This is a genomic window from Maritalea sp. (assembly GCF_047634455.1).
In the GTDB taxonomy this organism is placed as follows: Bacteria; Pseudomonadota; Alphaproteobacteria; order Rhizobiales; family Devosiaceae; genus Maritalea.
Genome location: NZ_JBLIAI010000003.1, coordinates 111,887 through 131,976, shown reverse-complemented (window position 1 = coordinate 131,976; position 20,090 = coordinate 111,887). Strand labels below are relative to the sequence as shown.

The window sequence follows — 20,090 nt, the reverse complement described above, 5'->3', positions numbered from 1 at the left end:
GAGAGTCACGAGCAATAATTGAATTAACGACAGACGTACCGGCCTATCGCAGGGGTGCCATCATAGCCCGCGTATCCGGCAGACAGGATTGGCAAATAAGGGGATTAGACGCGCGGCGGTCGCATGAATGGTGCGAGCGTAAGCTGCGTCATTAGCGGCGCTGTGTCCGGCATGTCAGGTTTTGCCGCGGAGGGAACCGCCAAGCTCCAACCGGTCTTGGCAAGCAGCGCAAAACCGCTGCCACAACCGGCTCCGTTTCCAACCAAACATAGCCCGGACGTGAGGCAACAGTTTGCCCCGTTCGGCATTCCCGTCGGCATCGGCAGTGAATCCTGCGCTGTAAATACCGCGCTTTGCTGCATTGGTTTGGCTGCACTCATGCCGCCAGCAAATGAATTACTGGCAAGCCCTAAGGCAAGCAACAAGAACAATATTCGGACAAACCAAGAGACTTTCATGCACATACCTTCGCCGCAATATTATCATCATGCAAGAAAAAAATATAATAGACTTGGCGGCCAGATTGTAATGCCAAGCACACCTGCTCGAACAAAACCGTCAACATTTTGTCTGTCGAGTGACTGGCGGGGCACATTTTCGTGGCTGCGACGAAACACTCTAAGGCTGCAATTTCAACCAACTGAACATTATACGAATTCTTGAGCGTTTACCTGACTTGCGGATATGGATATATGGCAGGGTTGTGGGGAAATCAGCGCTAGGAGAACTTGCGTTGTACGATCACAGCGACAAATTCTGACATAAGGACAAGTGCGACAATGGCCAGCGTAACCGCTGCGGCTTTGTCATATTGAAAAGAGCGGACATAAGTCTGTACGTACAAGCCGATCCCTCCCGCACCGACAATACCCAAAACCAGGCTTTCGCGTAGGTTCAGTTCAAAACGGAATATGGTATCACGCAGGATCACAGGTGCCATTTGCGGCCATATACCCCAACGCAATTGCTGTGCGCGAGATGCGCCTGCACTTGCAAGGGCGCTGACCGGTGCCTCGGAGACGTTATCGATGGCCTCAGCGTAAAACTTTGCCAGCATGCCGGTCGCGTGAATCGTTATGGCCAGAATGCCGGGCAATGGGCCAAGCCCAACTGAGGCGACCATAAGCATTGCGATCACGATTAACGGAATTGCTCTGATCATTGCAAGAAATGCGCGCACAGGCTGCCAGATCAGGCGCGGAAACAGCCTTTGGGACGCCAGCACAGCAAGACCCGCTGATAGAAGCACAGAAAAGAACGTGCCCAGGATCGCTATACGCAATGTTTCAATCATGCCTTTCAAAATTTCGGGCCAGACACTCCAATCCGGCGGAAACATGCGGCCAAGAAATTCACCAAGGCGTGGGATGGCGAGGGACAATCTGTCTGCACTAATGTCCATACTCAGCGCGGCCCAAACCACGACACCGCCAGCAAATATCCAGATCAATTGTCTGCTCATTAATTGACCACACGCAAGTCAAGTTCGATGTGCGCGCCGTCGTAAAGCTGTGCGATGTCTGTCTGGCTGACAGTTGATGAGGGCTGATCAAACAGGATTTCACCATTGCGCAGTCCGATGACGCGATCAGAAAACTGCCGGGCAAGATCGGGCTGGTGCGAGCTGAAGATAACGCTTGTGCCGTCACTATGTGTGCGCGCTGTGATCAGTGCTAACAGGTTGGCGGCCCGGGTCGGATCAAGGTTACTTACGGGTTCGTCCGCTAGGATCAATTTTGGCTCCTGAGCAAGGCAACGTGCAATCGCCACGCGCTGACGCTGCCCCCCTGAGAGTTGATCTGCGCGCCTGTTTGCAAATTCAGACAGCCCTACATCAGATAAAACGCTGGCAACGACCAAATGATCCCGGGTATCAAATTGCCCCCAAAGTGACGGCCAGCGCCTTGTGCGACCCAAACGGCCGTTCATTACGTTCTGGTACACACTAAGACGATCCAACAGCGCGAACTCCTGAAAAATAAACCCTACATTGGCGCGGTCTATACGGGTAAACGCGTCGCCCTTAGCCAAGGACTTGTCCAGAATCCGTGCCGTACCCTTGTTCAAGGGCAGTTGACGATCCAGTATCGCTAGTAGCGTGGATTTCCCCGCACCGGATGGTCCCAAAAGCGCGATGCGCTCACCTTGTGACACCGTCAAATCTATGTTGTTTAAGGCACAGACGCCATCAAAATGATGGGATATTCTGGAAAGAACAAGGCATTCCGTCATCGCAATAGGCCATATTTTTTTGCTTTCTCGCGCACGCCTTCATAGGCGGCAACATCTGAAACAACATACCCATCCGGTCCGTACAGATAGGTCAACAAATGCTGGTTCTCCGGGCTATTCAACGACATCATCATCGTCGTAAAACGTGCCTTTATATCTTCGTCTAAGTCTGGGCGGGCGATGACTGCGTGACTAGGAATTTGCACAGATTCGCCGATCACCTTGATCTCTGCCTGCTGATTGGGCGTCAAAAGCATGTCAGCATATTGGCTGGCCCCTGCTGCATCCACAAGTCCATTTGCCATCGCTTGCATGGCCTGCTGATACCCCCCGGCAAAGAAAATATTGCCAAAAAAATTGTCAGCGCCCCGCGTACCTTCGAACAGCCCCTCTTCCACAAACAGGTCAAGAGGATATAGGTAACCTGATTCAGATACCGGATCAGCAAAGGCAATGTCACGCCCCTTCAGGTCGGCAAGTGTGTCAATGCCGCTGTCATTGCGAACGAAAATTCGACCTGCATAACTGGGGTAGCCTCGATAAATTTCTGACACCAGAGGTTCGGCACCCATTTCGGCCTCCGCCAGCACAAAAGGCAATGCCCCCATGAAAGAAATATCGGCATCACCGTTACGCAAAGCCTCAACTGCGGCTGCATGATCAAAGGTTACAAACCCTAAAACCGGTTGGCCCAATTGCTCGCCCATCCATGACGTAATAACGTCAATATCCCCCAACAGTTTTTCAGGATTTTCCTGTGGAATAAAGGCGATTTTTAGCGTTTCTTGTGCAAAAGCTACGGATGTACTCAGAGCCAGAGCGGTGAGTGATGTCAGAAATACGCGCCGGTTCAGCATCAATACATTCCTTTGTCAATTTCAGATTGCAGCTTCTTGAACGCTGCCCATTCAGCGGCAGCTTCGCCCCAATCGCCCGCAGCACTGGCCTCCCCCACGGCACGCAGATGAGCAGACAGCCGGTAAACGTCAGGCTTGGCAGCCTGATTGACCATCACGGCGGCATCCGCCGACAAATCAGGTGCAACTGTGTCCACCAAAAGTGCAATATTTTCAGCGTCCTGCATTGGGATGAGTGTATTCAAGGTCGAGGCAAAAGTGGTCAATTCATCAAAGGCAAGACGGAAGGTGCTGTTGCGACCTTCGAATACTTGGTAGGGGTCTTTGCCGTCGCCCACAGCCTCAAGATAGGCCACCAGATCGGCGCGTTCCACCGTGCCCAACCCTAGCGATTTGGTGCTATCAAACCAGGCGACCACGCTTGCTAGTGTTGGTAATGAACCGTCATGCATATAGGGCGCAGAAAAGTTGATATTGCGCAATGTTGGCGTTTCAAACTGGGTGACTGTACCGCCTGTAAATGGGGGGGTGGATGAGCCAATATCATAGGTCTGTCCGTCGCGAAAATTACGATCCGGTGTGTGACAGCTTGCACATGCGCGCCCATTCAACCCGTCATACGGTGTATTGAAGATAATTTCGCCTCGTTTTGCGGCCTCAGAGGCAAGATCGGTTAAATTACCTGCCCGATCAATTTGCGCATTGGGCAAAAAATCAAATTGGCGCATGTAGGCCAGCAAGGCGTCCAACTGGAACGGTGTGGGTTCTTTGCCTGCGAATTCTGTCACGATGACGTTGCGGGTAAAATCGCGCAAGCTCGCTTCACGCCCATCCCGGCCATAAGGGGCGGTAAATCGGATGCCGCGCAGTGAAGGTGTATCAAGATGATCATCTGTACGGTCGTTGAACATTGGGTTGAAGAACGATCCATCCACATCCATACCACCTGCACGACTGCTAAGCCCGGGAATGAAAAAATCACGGTTCACGTCTGACCGATTGTGACATGTGGAACAGGAAATACCCAGATCTCGGGCAGGCCCGCCAAAAATCTGGGGGCTGTCAAACAACATGTCACCATAGGCAACCAATGGCATGTCTGCCTCGTCAAGGCCCGCCTCTTCGAATTGCAACACCAGCCGTGGAAATTCGCGCTGATCGGCTATATTTGTTCCAGGTGGCAAAGATGTTGGCAGTTCAACTGGCGCGCCGCTTTGTGCAATGGTTTCTGGCACCGACGACAGTTTGGCACGTGGTGCAAAATTGTCGGCGGTATAATTGTCGCGCAAATAGGTTTCGATTGCTTGGTGAGCTGCGGTGAAGGCGTCGCGATCTGGCTCTAGTGTGCCGGATCGCGATAAACCAGCGCTCCCAACCGCCGAATTCAAAGTCAACCAAGCGCGGCCGAGCTCTCGAAAACCGTTGGGGTCACCGGCTTTTATCCCGTCGGCAAACGCGCGGTACAGCGCCTCGGCCAACGCGACATTCTGTGCGGCTGCCGGGGTGCCCAGGGCGTCATGTGCCGCGACAAGAGATTGCAAAATACCATTTTCCACCACATCGGTTGCTGTCTGAAACAACGCCTGACGGTCTTTACCTTCTAGGGCTGCATTCAGCGCCATAATTTCAGCTGCCGACATTTTTGAAGACGCTGCCACGTCGCGTGCGCTACCTGCAACCGGACTGTTCCAGCTGCGCGCCAATTGATCCCACGGCATTGGGTCAAGGTTTCCTAAAAACAGGGTCATTCGATATGCGGCAGCGCGCGGCACCCATGGAGCCTCCTTAATCGGCGTGGCATATGCTGCTATAGGCAGCAAAAAGAGGGCGGCGGCGGATAGAAAACGTTTCATTGTGCATCCAGAAATTAGCTACGGCTAACTAAATTAGCCATGGCTAACTCATTGTCAAGGACCGAATTTACGTTCATACAGAATTCAACCTATTTAGAATGCAAGTGCAGATATGACAAAACCTCATTCCGACGCCGCCAAACGACCCGTCAAGGATCAAGTTCGCCAGTTTGAATCTGTGCGCGCGGCCCATCAAAGTGAGATGGTTGAGGATTATGTTGAACTTATCGCGGATCTCATTCACCTGAACGGCTCCGCGCGGCCTAAAGATATTGCCGAACGTCTGGGCGTGACGAAGCCCACTGTCACTAAGAACCTCGCCCGTCTGAAACGTGAAAACCTGATCTCGCATGAGCCCTATAGGCCAATCCAGTTAACCCAAGCGGGGCGGCGGCTCGCCACGTCCTGTCGCGAACGGCATCGCACAGTTGTAGATTTCCTGATTGCCCTAGGTATTTCTGCCAACACCGCTGAACATGATGCGGAAGGTATTGAACATCATGTGAGTGCGGAAACGCTCCGGGTTTTCAATAATTTCACACGTGCCAAACACAAATGACATAACCAGAACACGCAATCGATTTCGAAATTGGCCGGTGTTGACCTGCAAGAAAAGCACTTGGATCGAAGATGCTGGTAGGTAGAGTTCACTTGGCGAAAGCCTGATCGTATGGGTGCCATCGTGCCGGACGGTTCAGGTTTTGAAACACAAAAAAGACCGCGATATACGCGGCCCAGTTAAACGTTGGGAAATCAACGTCAGAGTTTTGGGTTCATGAAATTTGGGTGTGAGACCAATCCGTGGGGTCTTTTGAATTGTTTGGCGATAGGCCGATAATATCGCCCTCGGTTGAACAACCCAGACCAAGCACTGTGCGATTTGCATAGCTGAAATAGGCGGTAACTTGATTGATTTCGAGAATTTCCCCATCATCAAACCCCACATTTCTGAGCGCTTTTACGTGGTCTTCGCGCATAGCGCCCGCGTTTTTTGTCAATTCATACGCATACAACATCGCAGCTTTTTGTTGAACATCTAGCGGTGCGCTTTGAATGTCTCCAGCAACGATTGCGCGCCGAATCTCCGCAGACCGTGGATCATCTGCTAGATTGCGTTTCATGCCCACATAGTGATGCTCGAAACAATAATTACATTCGTTCAAGTAGCTGACAAAGGTGCCAATAGCTTCAAGGAACCATTTCGGCAATGTGTTGGCTGAATGGTGCAGCACATACTTATAGATGGCCATATGGCCCTCCATTGTATGTGGACGCAGCGAATGCATCATCATGATATTATCGACATTATTGTCTGGACCCTTCACGCGGTCATAGAGCTGTTTTAGCCGACCCGAGGCATCCTCGTATGGAACGGTCTCAATCCATGCCATATATTAAATCTCCAGTTTGCAATCCAATTAGCCGAGCAGCAGGCTGTCATCGGCGAGTTCTTCGCCTTGCTCATGTTTGAACAATTCAAGCAAGTCTTTGACTTCCATTTTGTCGCGCAATTCACCCTGCGCATCGAAAACGATTTTGCCACGGTGGAACATAATGGTGCGGTCCCCCGTGTGCAGCGCTTGCGCCATTGAGTGGGTAACCATGACAGCTGTCAGCTTGAGTTCACTAACAATCTTGTTTGTTAACTCAAGCACAAACCCGCCGGTTTTCGGGTCGAGAGCTGCCGTGTGCTCATCAAGTAAGAGCAAACGTGTTTCCCCGGTTGCTGCCATCAGCAAGCTTACACCTTGACGTTGCCCACCAGAAAGAAGCCCCACCTTGTCATCAAGCCGGTCTTCCAAGCCAAGGCCCAAAACCTTAAGGCGCTCGGCAGCTTCGTCACGCATCGACGATTTTACGGCAAACCTAAAACCTCGGTGATTGGTTCGACCACTGGCCAAAGCGAAGTTTTCAAGGATTGACAGGTCCTCACAGGTGCCCATTTTAGGGTCTTGGAACACGCGTGATACAAACTTGGACCGCTTGTGAACCGGCCAATTGGTGACGTCCATGTCATCAACATGCACGGAGCCTTTTTCGACGGGAGCATGCCCAGCCATCACATTCAAGGCGGTAGATTTGCCCGCGCCGTTTGATCCAATGACGGTCAAAAACTGCCCCTCTGGCACTTGTAGATCAACACCTCGCAAAGCACGTGTTTCAAGCGGTGTGCCTTTGTTAAAAGTCACGTGAACGTTGTTGAGCTCAATCATTTATTTTTCTCCGACTTGAAAATGTTGAGCAGTGACGCGCCCTGTTGTTGGCCAATAAGCGCGATGGCAACCAAAACTGCTGTCACCAGCTGAACGTCTGAAGCCTGCAAACCAAGGAAATCTGCGTTGAGGGCAAGTGCGACCGAAAGTCGGTACAAGACCGCCCCGATCAAACAAGCCAATGTTGCCATCCAGATTGTACGCGACGGCAGTATTGATGTGCCAACGATAACTGAAGCCAAGCCAACAATGATCACGCCGATGCCCATATAAGCGTCGGCTGCGCCAAAGATTTGCGCGAACAATGCACCAGCAAAAGCCGTGAGCGCGTTGGCAATTCCAACGCCATAGAGTTTCATTTTACCAACATCAACGCCATTTGCTTGTGCCATTTCTGGGTTTGACCCCGCAGCGCGCATGGATATACCCCAGCCCGTAGAAAGGAACAGATCCAGCAGAATTTTAAACAACAACACGATGATGCCGAGAAATATTGGGTTGATGACATAACCTACCACGCCAATCCACTCAAACGAGCTGAATACCGTCTCCACACCCAGCAATGGTTTGTTGGGGCCAGACATAATGCGCAGGTTGATCGAATAGAGCGAAATTGCCATCAAAATCCCGGCAAGGATATGCAGAATCTTAAATCGTACATTGAGAAGGGCCGTCATATATCCAGCCGAAAACCCAACAAGGCCAGCCGCTCCGGTCGCTAGCCAGGGGTTCCATCCCGCGTTTACGATGAGAGTTGCTGCAACTGCGGCGCCTAGTGGAAAGCTTCCCTCCACGGTTAGATCAGGAAAATCGAGAATTCTAAATGTTAGGTATGCGCCTAAGGCCACAAGACCAAAGATGAACCCTGTCTCAAGCGTGCCTAGAATTTCATATAATGACATATGGATTGACCTTACGAGCAGCGCCTAAGCGCGCTATCTTTATCAAGAAGGTGAGAAATGGGCCGATGAACAACACCGGCCCAAATTTTACTATTCGATGATTTCGGTGGCAATTTTGAGCAGCCCATCCGGTATGGTCACGCCCATCTTTTCGGCCGAACCTTTATTGACGACAATTTTGAACTTGCTTAGAACTTCATAAGCAATAACAGCGTCAATTTCGCCCGGCTTCTTACCGTCCAATATGTCCGCGATCATATTGCCAGCAATTTCGCCAACCGCAAGATAGTCCAAACCAACCGATGCGATAGCACCACGCGCGACAGCGCCCGTTTCACCCGCAAAGATCGGCATGTCGACATCTTGCCCAACTTTTATAATCGCTTCGAGAGCGGCAACCACCGTCGTGTCGTTAGGCACATAAATCGCGTCGACTTTGCCGATCAATTTACGTGTCGCAATACCAACTTCATTGGTTGTTGGTGCTGGTGATTCCACAATTTCAATACCGCGTGGTCCCGCCAAATCTTTCATCCAACCGAGCGTTGCCAATGCATTGTCCAGACCCGGATTATAGATGAAACCGATTCTCTTGAGTCCGGGAACAATCGTTTCCATCAAGTCGAGTTGCTGGACAATTGGCGCCGCGTCAGAAACGCCGGTCACATTACCGCCGGGCTGTTTGTACTGTGTGATCAGTTTGGCTTTTATCGGATCGGTAACAGTGGCAAACACAATCGGGATTGTGTCGGTTGAAGCAATTACTGCTTGTGAGGTCGGCGTCGTAATCGGCATGATCACATCAGGATTATCACCAACGAATTTCTTCGCAATTTGCTGTTGTGTTGGCATGTTGCCGTTGGCGTTTTGATAATCAACTTCAAGGTTAACGCCAACAACATATCCACGTTCTGCCAAGGCCGCGAGTGCACCATCTCGGGTTTCAATTAGCGCTGGCACTTCAACAATTGTCGAAATGGCAATGCGTTTCATTTCTTCAGCAACCGCTGGCGACATAAGGACGCCGGCGATGAGTGCGCCGGTAAGAATTTTGCTAATCTGTTTCACTTGGTTCCTCCCAAAGTGTTTTGTTTGAGCACTCTTTAGGCTCCCTCCGACAATGTCTGCTTTATCAAAACATCTATTGCTATTGACCCGTGAGTTGCTATTGTGATCATAATGTGATCGCAACGACCATATAGTGAGACGATAAAATGAATGATGTCAAGTTAAACGAAACAACGGGTGGTGTGGGACTGATCCGCAAGACGTTTCAAGTGCTGGACATGTTCGACGTTGAAACGCCCGCCTGGAGCCAGGCAGATTTGGTGCGCAAAAGTGGGATGAACAGGTCCACCTTAAGTCGCGTTGTGCGTTATCTGCATTCTAGTGGTTATCTAATGTTCAACGAGCAAAACTCAAAATACATGCTGGGGATCGCCGCTGTTGAATTGGGGCGGCGCGCGAGCAACAGTTTTGACTTACGCGTGATCAGCGGCTCAGTTGTTGAACAACTTGCATTGCAAGAAAAAGAGACGGTCATTCTCACTTCATATCAAGAAGGGCAAGGATTTGTGACTTGCCTAGATCAGGTTCATGCCAGCCAAGGCGGATTAAGTGTCTTTGAAAAACTCGGTGCTGTGTTCCCGCTGCACGCCGGGGCATCACCCAAAGCGATCCTTCTTGCTCTGTCCCCGGATCAGCGCGAAGACTATTATAAACAGGATCTAAAAAGCTTCACGCCAGCAACAATCACTGACCCCGACAAATTACGCGCCCATATTGAAGAATATGCGGCGCGGGGCTTTGCGGTCTCGCGCGAAGAGACTTATCCAGGCGTTATTGGGGTCGCCGCCCCAATTGTGGTGAACGGCAGACCGCTTGGCAGTATTGCGCTGTCAGTTCCTATTCAAAGGACAACCGAAAGCAAAATTGAGCGTTGGTCGGTGTTGGTTCGTAAAGCTGTTCAACAAATCGCCGATCAAGCCAACGGATTGCACCTTCAACAAGAGGTGCCGCTCAAATGAAACATTGGATTGCAGGTGAAAAACTTGGGCAGGCCGGGCTTAACTTTGGTGCCTTCAAACCCGAAGCACCGGCTATCGGAGAGATGCGAGTTGAGGTTCGAGCCGCTGCGTTGAACTTTTCCGATCTATTGATGATTGAAGATAAATATCAAATTAAGCCGGAACGTCCCTTCGTTCCGGGGCAGGAAGTTGCAGGCATTGTTAGCGCTATTGGTGCGAGTTCAAAATTCAAAATAGGCGATCGGGTTGCCAGTAAGGTAAATTGGGGCGGTTTTTCGCAATCAACGATAGTTCGCGAAGACACCGCTTTTCGGCTGCCTGATCATATCTCATTCGCCGATGGTGCTGCGCTTCCAGTTGCTTATATGACCGCAATGGTTGGGCTTTGCGAACTCGGCAAACTGTCGCCGGGCGACGTTGTGCTTGTTCATGCTGCCGCAGGTGGCGTTGGACTTGCGGCTGTGCAAATCGCAAAGGCAAATGGCGCAGAAATTATTGCAACTGCAAGTTCTGCAGCAAAGCTGACCTTGGCAAAACTTCACGGCGCTGACCATACAGTTTCATACGCGTCTACGGATTGGTTTAAGCAAGTCAAAGCGCTAACAAATGGTCGCGGTGTTGACCTGATCTTTGACCCGGTAGGCGGCCAAATCGGCACTGATTCCCTCAGATGCATTGCGCGGGATGGTAAACTACTGATTGTCGGGTTTGCATCCGGTGAAATTCAAAAGCTGCCAGCAAATCGCCTCCTCCTTAAAAGAGCTGCGGCGCAGGGCGTTTATTGGTCGCACGACGAAGATGCAGAAATGCTCGACCGACTGACACAGCGGCTATTGATCATGCTAGAGGCAGGCCACATTAAGCCGCACACCAACACGACCTATTCCCTCGAACAATTGCCCGAAGCGCTAACAGCGCTTTCAAACCGATCATCTCGCGGCAAAATCATCCTGACCGTGGGAGATGGCAATGAATAAAGCGATTTTGGACGGCATTCGTGTACTTGACCTGAGCCGCGTAATGTCCGGTCCATTCTGTACATCAATGTTGGCCGATCTTGGTGCCGAAATCATCAAGGTTGAATTGCCAGAAATCGGCGACGATGCCCGCCATTTTGGCCCATATCTTGAGGGGCAAAGTACCTATTTCATGATGCTCAATCGCAACAAAAAAAGCATCACGATTGATATGAAGTCAGAAGAAGGTCGTCAACTCATCCGCGAAATGATCGCCCATTGCGACGTGTTGGTGGAAAATTTTCGACCCGGTGTCATGCAACGGTTGGGGCTTGACTATCAAACGGTAAAATCTATCAAACCAGACATAGTCTATGCGAGCATTTCGGGTTTTGGCCAAGATGGCCCGATGAAAGACCTGCCCGCTTTCGATTTGGTTATTCAAGCCATGAGCGGCCTGATGAGCTTAACCGGACCAAAAGGCGGTCCTGCAACTGCCGTCGGGGAATCAATCGCCGATGTCAGTACCGGCATGTTCGCCGCGTTTGGCATCGTCTCGGCGCTTTTTCATCGCGAACGAACGGGTGTCGGCCAGCACATAGATGTGGCGATGTTGGATTCGCTTTTTTCTATGCAACTGACAGGCCTTTCGCGCCAGCTCTACTTTAATGATACGCCCGAACCCGTCGGCAATCGCCATCCGGTAACCTACCCGGTGGATAGTTTCCCAACTCAAACTGGCGATGTCGTGATGGTGTGTTTTTCTCAAGGCGCGTTCCGCTCCCTTTGTGAGCTGATGGGGAATGTCGGACTTGCTGATGATCCAAAATATTCAACCAATGATGCGCGCAACGCCAATGAAGACGAATTGCGGCAGCTCATTGCCAACTGGACGGTGCAGTACGCGCAGGATGATTTGGTTGAAAAGCTCATTGCAGCGCGCATTCCCGCAGCGCCTGTTTGGACCCTTGAGCAATTGGCAAAAAGTGAACATGTCGCGCATCGCAATAGTGTCGTGCAGGGGCAGTATGAGACATTTGGCAGCATTCCCTTAGCGCCGCAGCCCGTCAAATTCTCAGCAGTTGCAGATCAATCGGCTGTTTTTGTGCCGACATTGGGCCAGCACAGTGATCAGGTGCTGAGCGAGCTAATCGGCAAAAGTGCAAAAGACATTGAATTGCTTCGGCAGAAAAACATAATCTAGGAGCGACCGCGTGGAACAAAAACGAAATAATAGACGCACCATTCGCTCGCCAATTGGTACGCAACTCAACGCCAAAAGTTGGCAAACCGAAGCGCCACTTCGCCTCTTGATGAACAACCTTGATCCAGACGTCGCCGAGCGGCCACAAGATCTAGTTGTTTATGGCGGTATTGGTCGCGCCGCAAGAAATTGGCCTTCCTATGATGGAATAGTCAATTCCTTGAAAGAGCTTGAGGACGACGAGACCTTACTCGTGCAGTCTGGCAAGCCCGTCGGTGTTTTCAAGACCCACAGAATGGCCCCCCGCGTCCTCATTGCAAACGGTAACTTGGTCCCCAATTGGGCCACTTGGGAGAAGTTCAATGAACTCGACCGTATGGGGTTGACCATGTATGGCCAAATGACGGCTGGCTCATGGATTTATATCGGTTCACAGGGCATTGTGCAGGGTACGTTTGAGACGTTTTCCGAAGTCGCGCGCCGACATTTTGACAACAAACCAGCCGGTCGACTTATCGTAACTGCTGGGCTCGGCGGTATGGGCGGTGCGCAACCGCTTGCAGCAACAATGGCCGGGTTTAACGCCATCGTTGTAGAGTGCCAGCCGTCAAAAATCGATTTTAGGTTGCGCACGGGATACCTGGACACTAGAGCGGCAAGCCTGACTGAAGCGCTAGAGCTCATTGCCGATGCAAATGCGCAGGGTAGTCCTTTGTCCGTTGGTATTCCGGGCAATATTGTTGACGTGTTGAAGGAAGTGAAAGCGCAAGATATCGTCCCTGATATTCTAACCGACCAAACCTCTGCGCACGATCCGATCTATGGATACTTGCCCGCTGGTTGGACCGTGGAACAATGGGAGGCCCGGCAAAAATCAGATCCAGAGATGGTGGCAAATGCTGCAAAAAACAGCATGGGTGAACATGTTGAATTAATGGCTGAGTTTCGCGACAAGGGTTCGATCACGTTTGAATATGGCAACAATCTGCGCGCGATGGCGCAAGAAGCTGGCGTTGAAAACGCCTTTTCATTCCCGGGATTTGTGGAAGCATTTGTGCGGCCACTGTTCTGCGAGGGGAAGGGTCCGTTTCGCTGGGTGGCTCTGTCTGGTGACCCTGAAGATATTTATAAAACTGATCAAAAAGTGCGTGAACTTTTGCCAAACGACACATCGCTGCATCGTTGGTTGGACAAAGCGAAAACTCACATCAAATTTCAGGGTTTGCCCGCTCGGATTTGCTGGGTTGGCTTGGGCGATCGCGACCGCATTGGTGCCGCGTTCAATGAAATGGTGCGCACCGGCGAGTTAAGCGCCCCCATTGTGATTGGGCGAGACCATATGGATTCAGGTTCCGTCGCCAGTCCCAACCGCGAGACCGAAGGCATGAAAGATGGGTCTGACGCCATTTCGGATTGGCCAATTCTCAATGCGCTTTTAAATTCCGCAAATGGGGCAACATGGGTTTCCTTCCATCATGGCGGAGGTATGGGTATGGGCTATTCGCAGCATTCGGGCATAGCAATTTTGGCCGACGGAACAGCTGAAGCCGACGAGATCATTCGACGAACTTTGTGGAATGATCCCGCGACAGGCGTGATGCGCCATGCAGATGCTGGCTATGAAACAGCCATTGCTTGCGCCAAAAAACACAAACTGAATTTACCCATGATCAGCTAGGAGCAATCTGATGAGTATCTATATCGTTTCGCGCGTAACCATCAATAATCCTGATGAAATGGCGCTCTATATGGCGGCTGCACCCGCGACAGTTGAGCAATATGGTGGAACCTATTTGGCCCGGACATCAGATTTTGAAGCACTTGAGGGAGAAGCTGATTGCGACCGCATGGTCGTTTTGAGTTTTCCGACCAAAGCAGACGCCATGGCTTGGTACAATTCAAAAGAATATAGGCCCTTGCGGGACCAAAGATGGAATTCTGCTGACGCGCAGATCGTTTTGATCAACGCGTAGTTGGGCCCAATTTGGGCCGCGTCACGGGAGGCCAGTTGAAACACTCGCGGAAGCCGATATTCACATTTCACTGATCGTTGTAAGTTCGACCAAAAGCCAGAATTCAGGCGCTTGGACCTAAGCGTTGATCGATGACGCAGCGTCAGCCAAAAGCTGTAAATTGTTGGCGATCACAATGCTGTCAGGTGCCAAGTCTTGCGCTTTCTTGAAGTTTTTATACGCCCCGTTCAAGTCGCCACGCAACATCAGCGAATAGCCAATATTGTTGTAATATTGGGCGGTCGCGCCCGTGAGTTTGTACATAGCTTTGTAGACGCGGTCAGCCAATTCGAAACGACCGAGCATATCGTAAGATGCGCCTAACCCAACATAGCCTTGAGGGTCTTTGGGTGAAAGTTCAACAACGCGTTTATAGAACGCCGCTGAGTAGCCAAAATTGTTGTTGCGAAAATGTCCGCGGGCTTCGGTGAGTGCGCCAGCAGCTGTGTAGCTGCCCTTTTTGGAAATATCTGCAACTTCCAAACGGTTGCCGCCGAACGCACTTGATCCTGCCAAGTTGGCCGTTGTGCAACCGGAAACTGAAAATGTAAGTAGGAGGAGGAGCAAATACTCTTTGCGCAAAATCTTCACTAAACCAGTCATCATGTTCAAAGCCCCGATAAAGTCACGTTGGAGCTGCTCAGGCAGCACAACTATTTCTCTATCTACTTTGTCACATTGCCGATTAGGCTTAGTAAATGCGCGCCCAAATCTTTGAACTAGACTTAACGGCATCTTAAACCGTTGCGCCTTTCAAATAAAGGCAGCTATTCCGTTGGCTCGGGCATAACCGGTCCGTTTTTACCCAGTCCGGTGGTTGAGTTCATATTCTTGGAAGAAGGATTCATGGTGGATTGTTCAAGGTTGGCCTTCACCGCGTTGCCAGCGCTGTGAGCAACGCGATCCGTGCGTTGCGTATAATCATAAAAACAGCCACCGAGCAACGGTAGCAAGGACAAGGTCAGCGCTATAGATGCTGCCGATTTTGCCAAACGGCGGAGATAAGTCATTGCCCGCTCTCCTCGCCCAAATCAATAACATATCCATATGCACCGACAACGCCTGCGCCCGCGCGAAATCCCTTGATCATTTTAGGTGTCACTTCCATCTTGCCTAAGGCAAAAAATTCAAAGTCGTTTGCCGGCAAACTATCATCAAGTGGCGAAGCCAATACTTGGCCCGGAACCGTGGGCTGAACAAGCCTTGGCGTTACGATGACCACGAGTTCTGTGTCATGCTTTTTGTAACCCGAAGACTTGAACAGTGCTCCGATAACCGGCACATCGCCGATCCATGGCAATTGGTCCTGGCTGAGGTTAGTATTGTTTTGTAACAGACCCGCCACTGAGAAACTTTGACCGTCGCGAAGTTCCACCGTTGCATCAAGCGTACGTGTATTGAAAATCGGGTCACCCGCTGTGGTAAAGCTTCCAATATTGCTAACTTCTGGCGTCAGATGAATTTGGATCCGGCCACCATCCATTACCACAGGCGTGAAGACCAAGCGGACACCGAAATCACGGTATTCTAGCGTGGTTGATCCATCTGCATCCCGCACGCGAATAGGCACTTGTCCGCCAGCCAGAAAACTGGCTTTGATGCCCGACAGTGTGGTGAGGTTTGGTTCGGCCAGCGTTCGCACGAGGCGCTTTGACTCAAGTGCGTTAATTGTTGCGTTCAAACTTGTCCCAACGGCACCAGAGAGCACCGTGGCAACGAATGAAGAAAATGATGTTGCGCCAGCAGATGGACTTTGAGCGGTGGTGTTGCCAATGGTTGTTGTTACTCCACCGACACTCCCGCCCCATTGAATTCCAAGTTGACGGCCGGCGTCTCTTTGCGCTTCCAAAATGCGCACCTCAAGATTGACCTGTCGGCCACCACTAAACGTCATGGTGTTGATGACTGCGGGGCTGCCATATTGGGCTACAATTTCAAGAACCTTTTGCATCGAATATTCGTCAACCACGGTTCCTGATAACCGAATCCGGCCATTGATGGTGTGCACTTTCACATTGGAATTTGGAATTGCTGCGCGTATTGATCGCGACATATCGCCTACGTCGGCACTAATTTCCACAGCCAAAAGCCCAACAGGTGTGCCGTCTTCTGAGAAGAGGTTAACCGTTGTCGTGCCAAAAGATTTTGCAACCAAATATATGGATTTGTCGGTAATTGGTTGGGCTTCGGCGATCGTTGGGTCAGCGCTGACGATTTTGGTGACCGCCTCGGAAACAACGACCGTCACCGCTTGGGATACAGGCAAATTGATCCGCAAAACAGATGTTGTGCTCAGATCATAATTTATTGATTGTGCTAGCGTGGGACCAACAAATGAAAACAAAAAGGCAAGGAGAAGAATACCCCTTGATATTCCTTGAAAGATCAACTGGTACACATACTTGCTGATCGAAATATCCGACTGACGCGGTTTGGTTTTTGCTACTGACAATTTACGCTACTCTATCAAAAATCATTGACTTGTCCGGCGATGTTATCAGTACGGGGTCAATAACGACTTAACGCCCGATCCACATACTGTTTTGGTCGCGGTTTTCATTGGGAAGTTGTTTCAGCGTAACGCGTTGGGTTCACTGCTTTGGTTCCAAAATGGGCTCGTGAGGCGGATCGTTTGATTAACGCCACTACGCGACCGACTTCGACTTTCTGCAAAATCGGTCATCGAGCGCAAAACCAACGCAAATGTTCCAACATTGGTTGCTCCCACAATAATCTCGGCCTCGGCTGGGTCCAGTTCCAGCGTCGCGATGACCTTATCCTCAAGCATCTCAGCAAGAAGGTCATCCCGCTCGGCCTGTTCGCCCGCTTCGCCCAGTTCACCCACTCGCGCGTTCATTGCCAACACCCTAATGTTGCGCAGAATTGTTTCTGAAACCTGACCTTGTGGGGCATCCCGCGTTAGAACAATATCCACACGGTCATTGGGCACAATGAAACCACCAGATGCGGCTTCCCCGGCAACAGACAAAGAAACGCCACGCATACCTTTACTGATAACGGCTGACAGGTACCCACCTGCATTGCGCGCAAGTTTTTGCTCACGAATGGGTTCGCCGGCAAAAAACTCAAACCGTGTCATGGTGCCACCCAAGTCCTCGATTGCCTCAGGATTGTCTTGAAACGTTATATAGTCTTGTCGCACCAAATCTGTTGGCCAGTCTTGCCACTCAACTTGATCAGGTGAGAGCCGTTGGCCCATGCCAATTGTTTGTTTGGCGACAAGAATTTTGGGGAGGACCACGGCAACCGGTTCAGGCGCCAGAACCATTTGCGGCTGTTCAACTATCTCGCTATCGCGCTGGGTTACCAAAAATGCTGCAAGGCCACCTGCGATCAATGCGACCAACAGCAAAATTATTCGCGCCGGTTTGAATGTCGAGCGCCTTGACCCGTTTAGTCCCATGCCCCGCAAAATCTTGTTTTCAACTTCCGGCGCAAGCTGCCAATTCAGATCATTGCGCAAATTATCCATGGAACGCCTATCGCCATTGCGGCGTTCAGGTCCGGCGTAATTGGGGTCTTGGCGCTGGCGACGATCACCACTTCGACGCTCACCGCCTGATGGAGATCGCCGATCTACATCAGGTTTGGGGACATCGGGCACAGCAACGGGTTCTGGGCGTGGTTTTGGCTCAGCACCACCTTCAAACGCAACTTGCGGCTGCATGTCTGCCACGAAATCGTCCTCGATCTTTATGGGTGGCGTTAAAATACGTCGGTTCAAGACGTCCTCGCTTGTGTTGGCCTGCAATCTTTTTGCCGCAGCGCATATGCTCGGCCGTTGCAGTCTACGACACAGAGTTCACTCGTTTGTTCGAAAAATAGCTAAAATTGTTTTGATCGAATAAGGGGCTGGTTTACCGCTCCTTTTTGGGCAAATCTTTGGGTTGATCCTGGGTCAAATCTTATAGTCAACCCAGCCCTTTACGCGCGCAAACTTGGCGCTGGCGCTCAGCGTATTTCTCGTGCTGACTTTAATCGCGGTGCCAAAGGAGCGCCCCAATATCTCGATTGTGGACAAGTCGTCATTCGGCTTAGTAGGTCGAATTCAACTTCAATATTGGTTTCAAACTGCGCCGCAAAATTTGGCGACATACAGTTAACTAAGTTGGGTTAAACTCGGCCAACACTATTCAAACTTGGTGAGTTCTTTGGCCAAATGACCGCGCGCATTGAAATTGAGCAACATTTGCGAGATGCATTCCAAAATTATTTGGATGGCAAACCACAACAGGCTCTTCGTTGTGATCTTGACGCGCTGCGCAAGGCGACGGAGTTGGGCGACCCCCATCTTATTGCGCGCGCCCGCATAGAAGTCTCTCGGTCATATCGCTGGCTTCACAAACCCAAGCAAGCCGTACAGAATATCCACGAAGCGCTTGCTCTATTTTCGCAATTTGACGATCCTGGATTATTGGCTTATGCGCGCTTCATACACGCGCGCATTCTCATGCAAGTCGGGCTCACTGACGACGCTTATAGTGAGGCAAGCAAAGCCCTGGCTTGGGCCAACGAAAATGATGACTTCGAGTTACAAGTGCGTGTGCTGGACGTGCAGGCGATTGTCTTTGTTTTGGCGTCAAATTTCAACAAAGCCGAGATGTTGTTGGACAAGGCTCAAAAAATCCAGGATCAGCATGACTTTATATCCATGCGCGCCACATTGCCGCTACATCGCGGGTTTTATCATTCTCGTGCTGCCGATCATGCGCTGGAACAAGGCGATGAACAGGAGCACCAGGACCACTACCAAGTTGCCCTGATGTGGACCCAACAAGCCGCCCAAGCCGCGAAAGAAAACGGTCAAAGTTGGTATCAGTTCGTGACATTGTGCAACGCGGCTGAATGTGCTGCGGTCCGCGGTGATTTTGATGCGGCGAACAAAATGCTGGCAGAAGTAAGCCAGCTCCCTAAAGGTCTGATGGAAGTGGGTGCGGTGCACTACCTATACACTTGCAGCGAAGTGGCCAACCGGTCTGGTGACTGCAAAAAAGCGATTGCATTTGGACTTGAGGCGCTAGAAGCTTCGCTTGCCAATCCTGATGCAGACAATGTGATGAATGCCCATCGGCGCGTTGCAGAAGCGTATGAAGCTGGCGGCAATCTCGATGCCGCTCTTAAAGCGTTTAAACAATATCATGGCCAATTCAAGAAATCGCTTGCAAGACGAGCCTATTGGCAAGACCGCATCGCTGAATATAAGAGTAATGTTAGTGAAATGCGCGACCAACTCGAGCGGGCGCATGTGCACGCAGAACGCATGACAAAGGAAGCGCACCAGGATGCCCTAACAGGGTTAGGCAACCGCCGAGCATTTGACCAATCATTGCTGCAACTGGACGCGGACATACACGCAAACTATGCCGTCGCCGTTCTCGACCTTGACCACTTCAAGACCGTCAACGACAATTTTTCACATCTGGTGGGCGATAATGTCTTAAAATTCGTCGCCGACATTATGCAAGAACATTGCCGACAAGCCGACTTGGTTGCCCGAATTGGGGGCGAAGAATTTGCGATTTTACTGCCCAACGCATCATTGGATAGCGCAATGATCATTTGCGAACGAATTCGAAAACATATCAGTTCTTGGGACTGGTCATCGATTGAGCAAGATTTGCGGGTGACAACCAGCGCCGGCATTGCGATGTCGCACGAAGGACGCAATACATTAGAGGTTTTTGCGATAGCCGACGCGCGCCTGTATCATGCCAAGACAAATGGTCGCGACAGGGTAGAAGCATTTGCAATACCAATCAGTCCAACAGGCGTTGGTCGAGCGTAATCCGCGTTACCGACCTGCAAGCCTGGTG

At 50.9% G+C, this 20,090-nt stretch carries 20 protein-coding genes; 7 read left to right on the top strand and 13 right to left on the bottom strand.

The genetic code is table 11. The annotated features are described in order from the left end of the window. Window positions 1-104: 104 nt before the first annotated feature. From ACJAZW_RS02205 to ACJAZW_RS02185, 5 genes are all read right to left on the bottom strand, one after another. Entirely contained in the window at window positions 105-458 is a 354-nt protein-coding gene (locus ACJAZW_RS02205) for a hypothetical protein (protein ID WP_415155223.1), read from the bottom strand. 260 nt (window positions 459-718) lie between these two features. Then, the gene (gene phnE, locus ACJAZW_RS02200) at window positions 719-1,462 is read right to left on the bottom strand and encodes a phosphonate ABC transporter, permease protein PhnE (RefSeq protein ID WP_415155222.1); all 744 of its coding nucleotides are present in this window, start codon (window positions 1,460-1,462) and stop codon (window positions 719-721) included. Further along, window positions 1,462-2,232: a phosphonate ABC transporter ATP-binding protein gene (locus ACJAZW_RS02195; protein WP_415155221.1), complete on the bottom strand. Its 771-nt coding sequence runs from the start codon at window positions 2,230-2,232 to the stop codon at window positions 1,462-1,464. Before ACJAZW_RS02195 ends, phnE begins: the two co-directional genes overlap by 1 nt. Further along, complete coding sequence (locus tag ACJAZW_RS02190) at window positions 2,229-3,089, bottom strand: phosphate/phosphite/phosphonate ABC transporter substrate-binding protein (protein WP_415155220.1); 861 nt, start codon at window positions 3,087-3,089, stop codon at window positions 2,229-2,231. Before ACJAZW_RS02190 ends, ACJAZW_RS02195 begins: the two co-directional genes overlap by 4 nt. After that, window positions 3,089-4,942 carry a cytochrome c peroxidase gene (locus ACJAZW_RS02185; RefSeq protein WP_415155219.1) on the bottom strand — a complete coding sequence of 618 codons (1,854 nt, stop codon included), beginning with the start codon at window positions 4,940-4,942 and terminating at the stop codon, window positions 3,089-3,091. Before ACJAZW_RS02185 ends, ACJAZW_RS02190 begins: the two co-directional genes overlap by 1 nt. A gap of 112 nt (window positions 4,943-5,054) precedes the next feature. On the opposite strand from ACJAZW_RS02185, the gene mntR reads away from it, so the two are divergent. Beyond that, window positions 5,055-5,501, top strand: a complete 447-nt coding sequence (gene mntR, locus ACJAZW_RS02180; protein WP_415155218.1) for a manganese-binding transcriptional regulator MntR — start codon at window positions 5,055-5,057, stop codon at window positions 5,499-5,501. A 214-nt stretch (window positions 5,502-5,715) separates the two neighbouring features. Here the strand turns inward: mntR and ACJAZW_RS02175 are convergent, their stop codons facing one another. The 4 genes from ACJAZW_RS02175 to ACJAZW_RS02160 form a co-directional block, all read right to left on the bottom strand. Then, window positions 5,716-6,333: a carboxymuconolactone decarboxylase family protein gene (locus ACJAZW_RS02175; RefSeq protein ID WP_415155217.1), complete on the bottom strand. Its 618-nt coding sequence runs from the start codon at window positions 6,331-6,333 to the stop codon at window positions 5,716-5,718. Between the two features lie 27 nt (window positions 6,334-6,360). Further along, a complete protein-coding gene (locus ACJAZW_RS02170) occupies window positions 6,361-7,155 on the bottom strand; it encodes an ABC transporter ATP-binding protein (RefSeq protein ID WP_415155216.1) in 795 nt (264 codons plus the stop codon). After that, a complete protein-coding gene (locus ACJAZW_RS02165) occupies window positions 7,152-8,057 on the bottom strand; it encodes an ABC transporter permease (protein ID WP_415155215.1) in 906 nt (301 codons plus the stop codon). The genes ACJAZW_RS02170 and ACJAZW_RS02165 overlap by 4 nt, the downstream gene beginning before the upstream one ends. A gap of 90 nt (window positions 8,058-8,147) precedes the next feature. Then, complete coding sequence (locus ACJAZW_RS02160) at window positions 8,148-9,125, bottom strand: ABC transporter substrate-binding protein (protein WP_415155214.1); 978 nt, start codon at window positions 9,123-9,125, stop codon at window positions 8,148-8,150. A 146-nt stretch (window positions 9,126-9,271) separates the two neighbouring features. Here ACJAZW_RS02160 and ACJAZW_RS02155 point away from each other — a divergent pair, with 146 nt between their 5' ends. From ACJAZW_RS02155 to ACJAZW_RS02135, 5 genes are read left to right on the top strand one after another with little or no spacing between them, the layout of a single operon-like run. Further along, entirely contained in the window at window positions 9,272-10,084 is an 813-nt protein-coding gene (locus ACJAZW_RS02155; protein WP_415155213.1) for an IclR family transcriptional regulator, read from the top strand. Further along, the gene (locus ACJAZW_RS02150) at window positions 10,081-11,061 is read left to right on the top strand and encodes an NADPH:quinone oxidoreductase family protein (RefSeq protein ID WP_415155212.1); all 981 of its coding nucleotides are present in this window, start codon (window positions 10,081-10,083) and stop codon (window positions 11,059-11,061) included. The genes ACJAZW_RS02155 and ACJAZW_RS02150 overlap by 4 nt, the downstream gene beginning before the upstream one ends. Next, window positions 11,054-12,244 carry a CaiB/BaiF CoA transferase family protein gene (locus ACJAZW_RS02145; protein WP_415155211.1) on the top strand — a complete coding sequence of 397 codons (1,191 nt, stop codon included), beginning with the start codon at window positions 11,054-11,056 and terminating at the stop codon, window positions 12,242-12,244. The genes ACJAZW_RS02150 and ACJAZW_RS02145 overlap by 8 nt, the downstream gene beginning before the upstream one ends. Before the next feature lie 10 nt (window positions 12,245-12,254). Next, the gene (gene hutU / locus ACJAZW_RS02140; protein WP_415155210.1) at window positions 12,255-13,922 is read left to right on the top strand and encodes a urocanate hydratase; all 1,668 of its coding nucleotides are present in this window, start codon (window positions 12,255-12,257) and stop codon (window positions 13,920-13,922) included. A gap of 10 nt (window positions 13,923-13,932) precedes the next feature. After that, window positions 13,933-14,217, top strand: a complete 285-nt coding sequence (locus ACJAZW_RS02135; RefSeq protein WP_415155209.1) for a DUF1330 domain-containing protein — start codon at window positions 13,933-13,935, stop codon at window positions 14,215-14,217. A gap of 117 nt (window positions 14,218-14,334) precedes the next feature. Here the strand turns inward: ACJAZW_RS02135 and ACJAZW_RS02130 are convergent, their stop codons facing one another. The 4 genes from ACJAZW_RS02130 to cpaB all read right to left on the bottom strand — a co-directional run bounded on the left by ACJAZW_RS02130 (window position 14,335) and on the right by cpaB (window position 18,001). Beyond that, a complete protein-coding gene (locus tag ACJAZW_RS02130; RefSeq protein WP_415155208.1) occupies window positions 14,335-14,862 on the bottom strand; it encodes a tetratricopeptide repeat protein in 528 nt (175 codons plus the stop codon). Window positions 14,863-15,023: 161 nt separating this feature from the next. Then, window positions 15,024-15,266 carry a hypothetical protein gene (locus tag ACJAZW_RS02125; protein ID WP_415155207.1) on the bottom strand — a complete coding sequence of 81 codons (243 nt, stop codon included), beginning with the start codon at window positions 15,264-15,266 and terminating at the stop codon, window positions 15,024-15,026. Then, window positions 15,263-16,522 carry a type II and III secretion system protein family protein gene (locus tag ACJAZW_RS02120; protein WP_415155206.1) on the bottom strand — a complete coding sequence of 420 codons (1,260 nt, stop codon included), beginning with the start codon at window positions 16,520-16,522 and terminating at the stop codon, window positions 15,263-15,265. The genes ACJAZW_RS02125 and ACJAZW_RS02120 overlap by 4 nt, the downstream gene beginning before the upstream one ends. A gap of 306 nt (window positions 16,523-16,828) precedes the next feature. Further along, the gene (gene cpaB / locus ACJAZW_RS02115) at window positions 16,829-18,001 is read right to left on the bottom strand and encodes a Flp pilus assembly protein CpaB (RefSeq protein WP_415155205.1); all 1,173 of its coding nucleotides are present in this window, start codon (window positions 17,999-18,001) and stop codon (window positions 16,829-16,831) included. A gap of 435 nt (window positions 18,002-18,436) precedes the next feature. On the opposite strand from cpaB, the gene ACJAZW_RS02110 reads away from it, so the two are divergent. Beyond that, entirely contained in the window at window positions 18,437-20,062 is a 1,626-nt protein-coding gene (locus tag ACJAZW_RS02110) for a diguanylate cyclase (protein WP_415155204.1), read from the top strand. Window positions 20,063-20,090: the final 28 nt, after the last annotated feature.

What these genes read in the sequence shown, in the direction of transcription:
- ACJAZW_RS02205 (WP_415155223.1), bottom strand. Translation starts at nt 458, where the DNA reads ATGAAAGTCTCTTGGTTTGTCCGAATATTGTTCTTGTTGCTTGCCTTA.
- phnE (WP_415155222.1), bottom strand. Translation starts at nt 1,462, where the DNA reads ATGAGCAGACAATTGATCTGGATATTTGCTGGCGGTGTCGTGGTTTGG.
- ACJAZW_RS02195 (WP_415155221.1), bottom strand. Translation starts at nt 2,232, where the DNA reads ATGACGGAATGCCTTGTTCTTTCCAGAATATCCCATCATTTTGATGGC.
- ACJAZW_RS02190 (WP_415155220.1), bottom strand. Translation starts at nt 3,089, where the DNA reads ATGCTGAACCGGCGCGTATTTCTGACATCACTCACCGCTCTGGCTCTG.
- ACJAZW_RS02185 (WP_415155219.1), bottom strand. Translation starts at nt 4,942, where the DNA reads ATGAAACGTTTTCTATCCGCCGCCGCCCTCTTTTTGCTGCCTATAGCA.
- mntR (WP_415155218.1), top strand. Translation starts at nt 5,055, where the DNA reads ATGACAAAACCTCATTCCGACGCCGCCAAACGACCCGTCAAGGATCAA.
- ACJAZW_RS02175 (WP_415155217.1), bottom strand. Translation starts at nt 6,333, where the DNA reads ATGGCATGGATTGAGACCGTTCCATACGAGGATGCCTCGGGTCGGCTA.
- ACJAZW_RS02170 (WP_415155216.1), bottom strand. Translation starts at nt 7,155, where the DNA reads ATGATTGAGCTCAACAACGTTCACGTGACTTTTAACAAAGGCACACCG.
- ACJAZW_RS02165 (WP_415155215.1), bottom strand. Translation starts at nt 8,057, where the DNA reads ATGTCATTATATGAAATTCTAGGCACGCTTGAGACAGGGTTCATCTTT.
- ACJAZW_RS02155 (WP_415155213.1), top strand. Translation starts at nt 9,272, where the DNA reads ATGAATGATGTCAAGTTAAACGAAACAACGGGTGGTGTGGGACTGATC.
- ACJAZW_RS02150 (WP_415155212.1), top strand. Translation starts at nt 10,081, where the DNA reads ATGAAACATTGGATTGCAGGTGAAAAACTTGGGCAGGCCGGGCTTAAC.
- ACJAZW_RS02145 (WP_415155211.1), top strand. Translation starts at nt 11,054, where the DNA reads ATGAATAAAGCGATTTTGGACGGCATTCGTGTACTTGACCTGAGCCGC.
- ACJAZW_RS02135 (WP_415155209.1), top strand. Translation starts at nt 13,933, where the DNA reads ATGAGTATCTATATCGTTTCGCGCGTAACCATCAATAATCCTGATGAA.
- ACJAZW_RS02130 (WP_415155208.1), bottom strand. Translation starts at nt 14,862, where the DNA reads ATGATGACTGGTTTAGTGAAGATTTTGCGCAAAGAGTATTTGCTCCTC.
- ACJAZW_RS02125 (WP_415155207.1), bottom strand. Translation starts at nt 15,266, where the DNA reads ATGACTTATCTCCGCCGTTTGGCAAAATCGGCAGCATCTATAGCGCTG.
- ACJAZW_RS02110 (WP_415155204.1), top strand. Translation starts at nt 18,437, where the DNA reads ATGACCGCGCGCATTGAAATTGAGCAACATTTGCGAGATGCATTCCAA.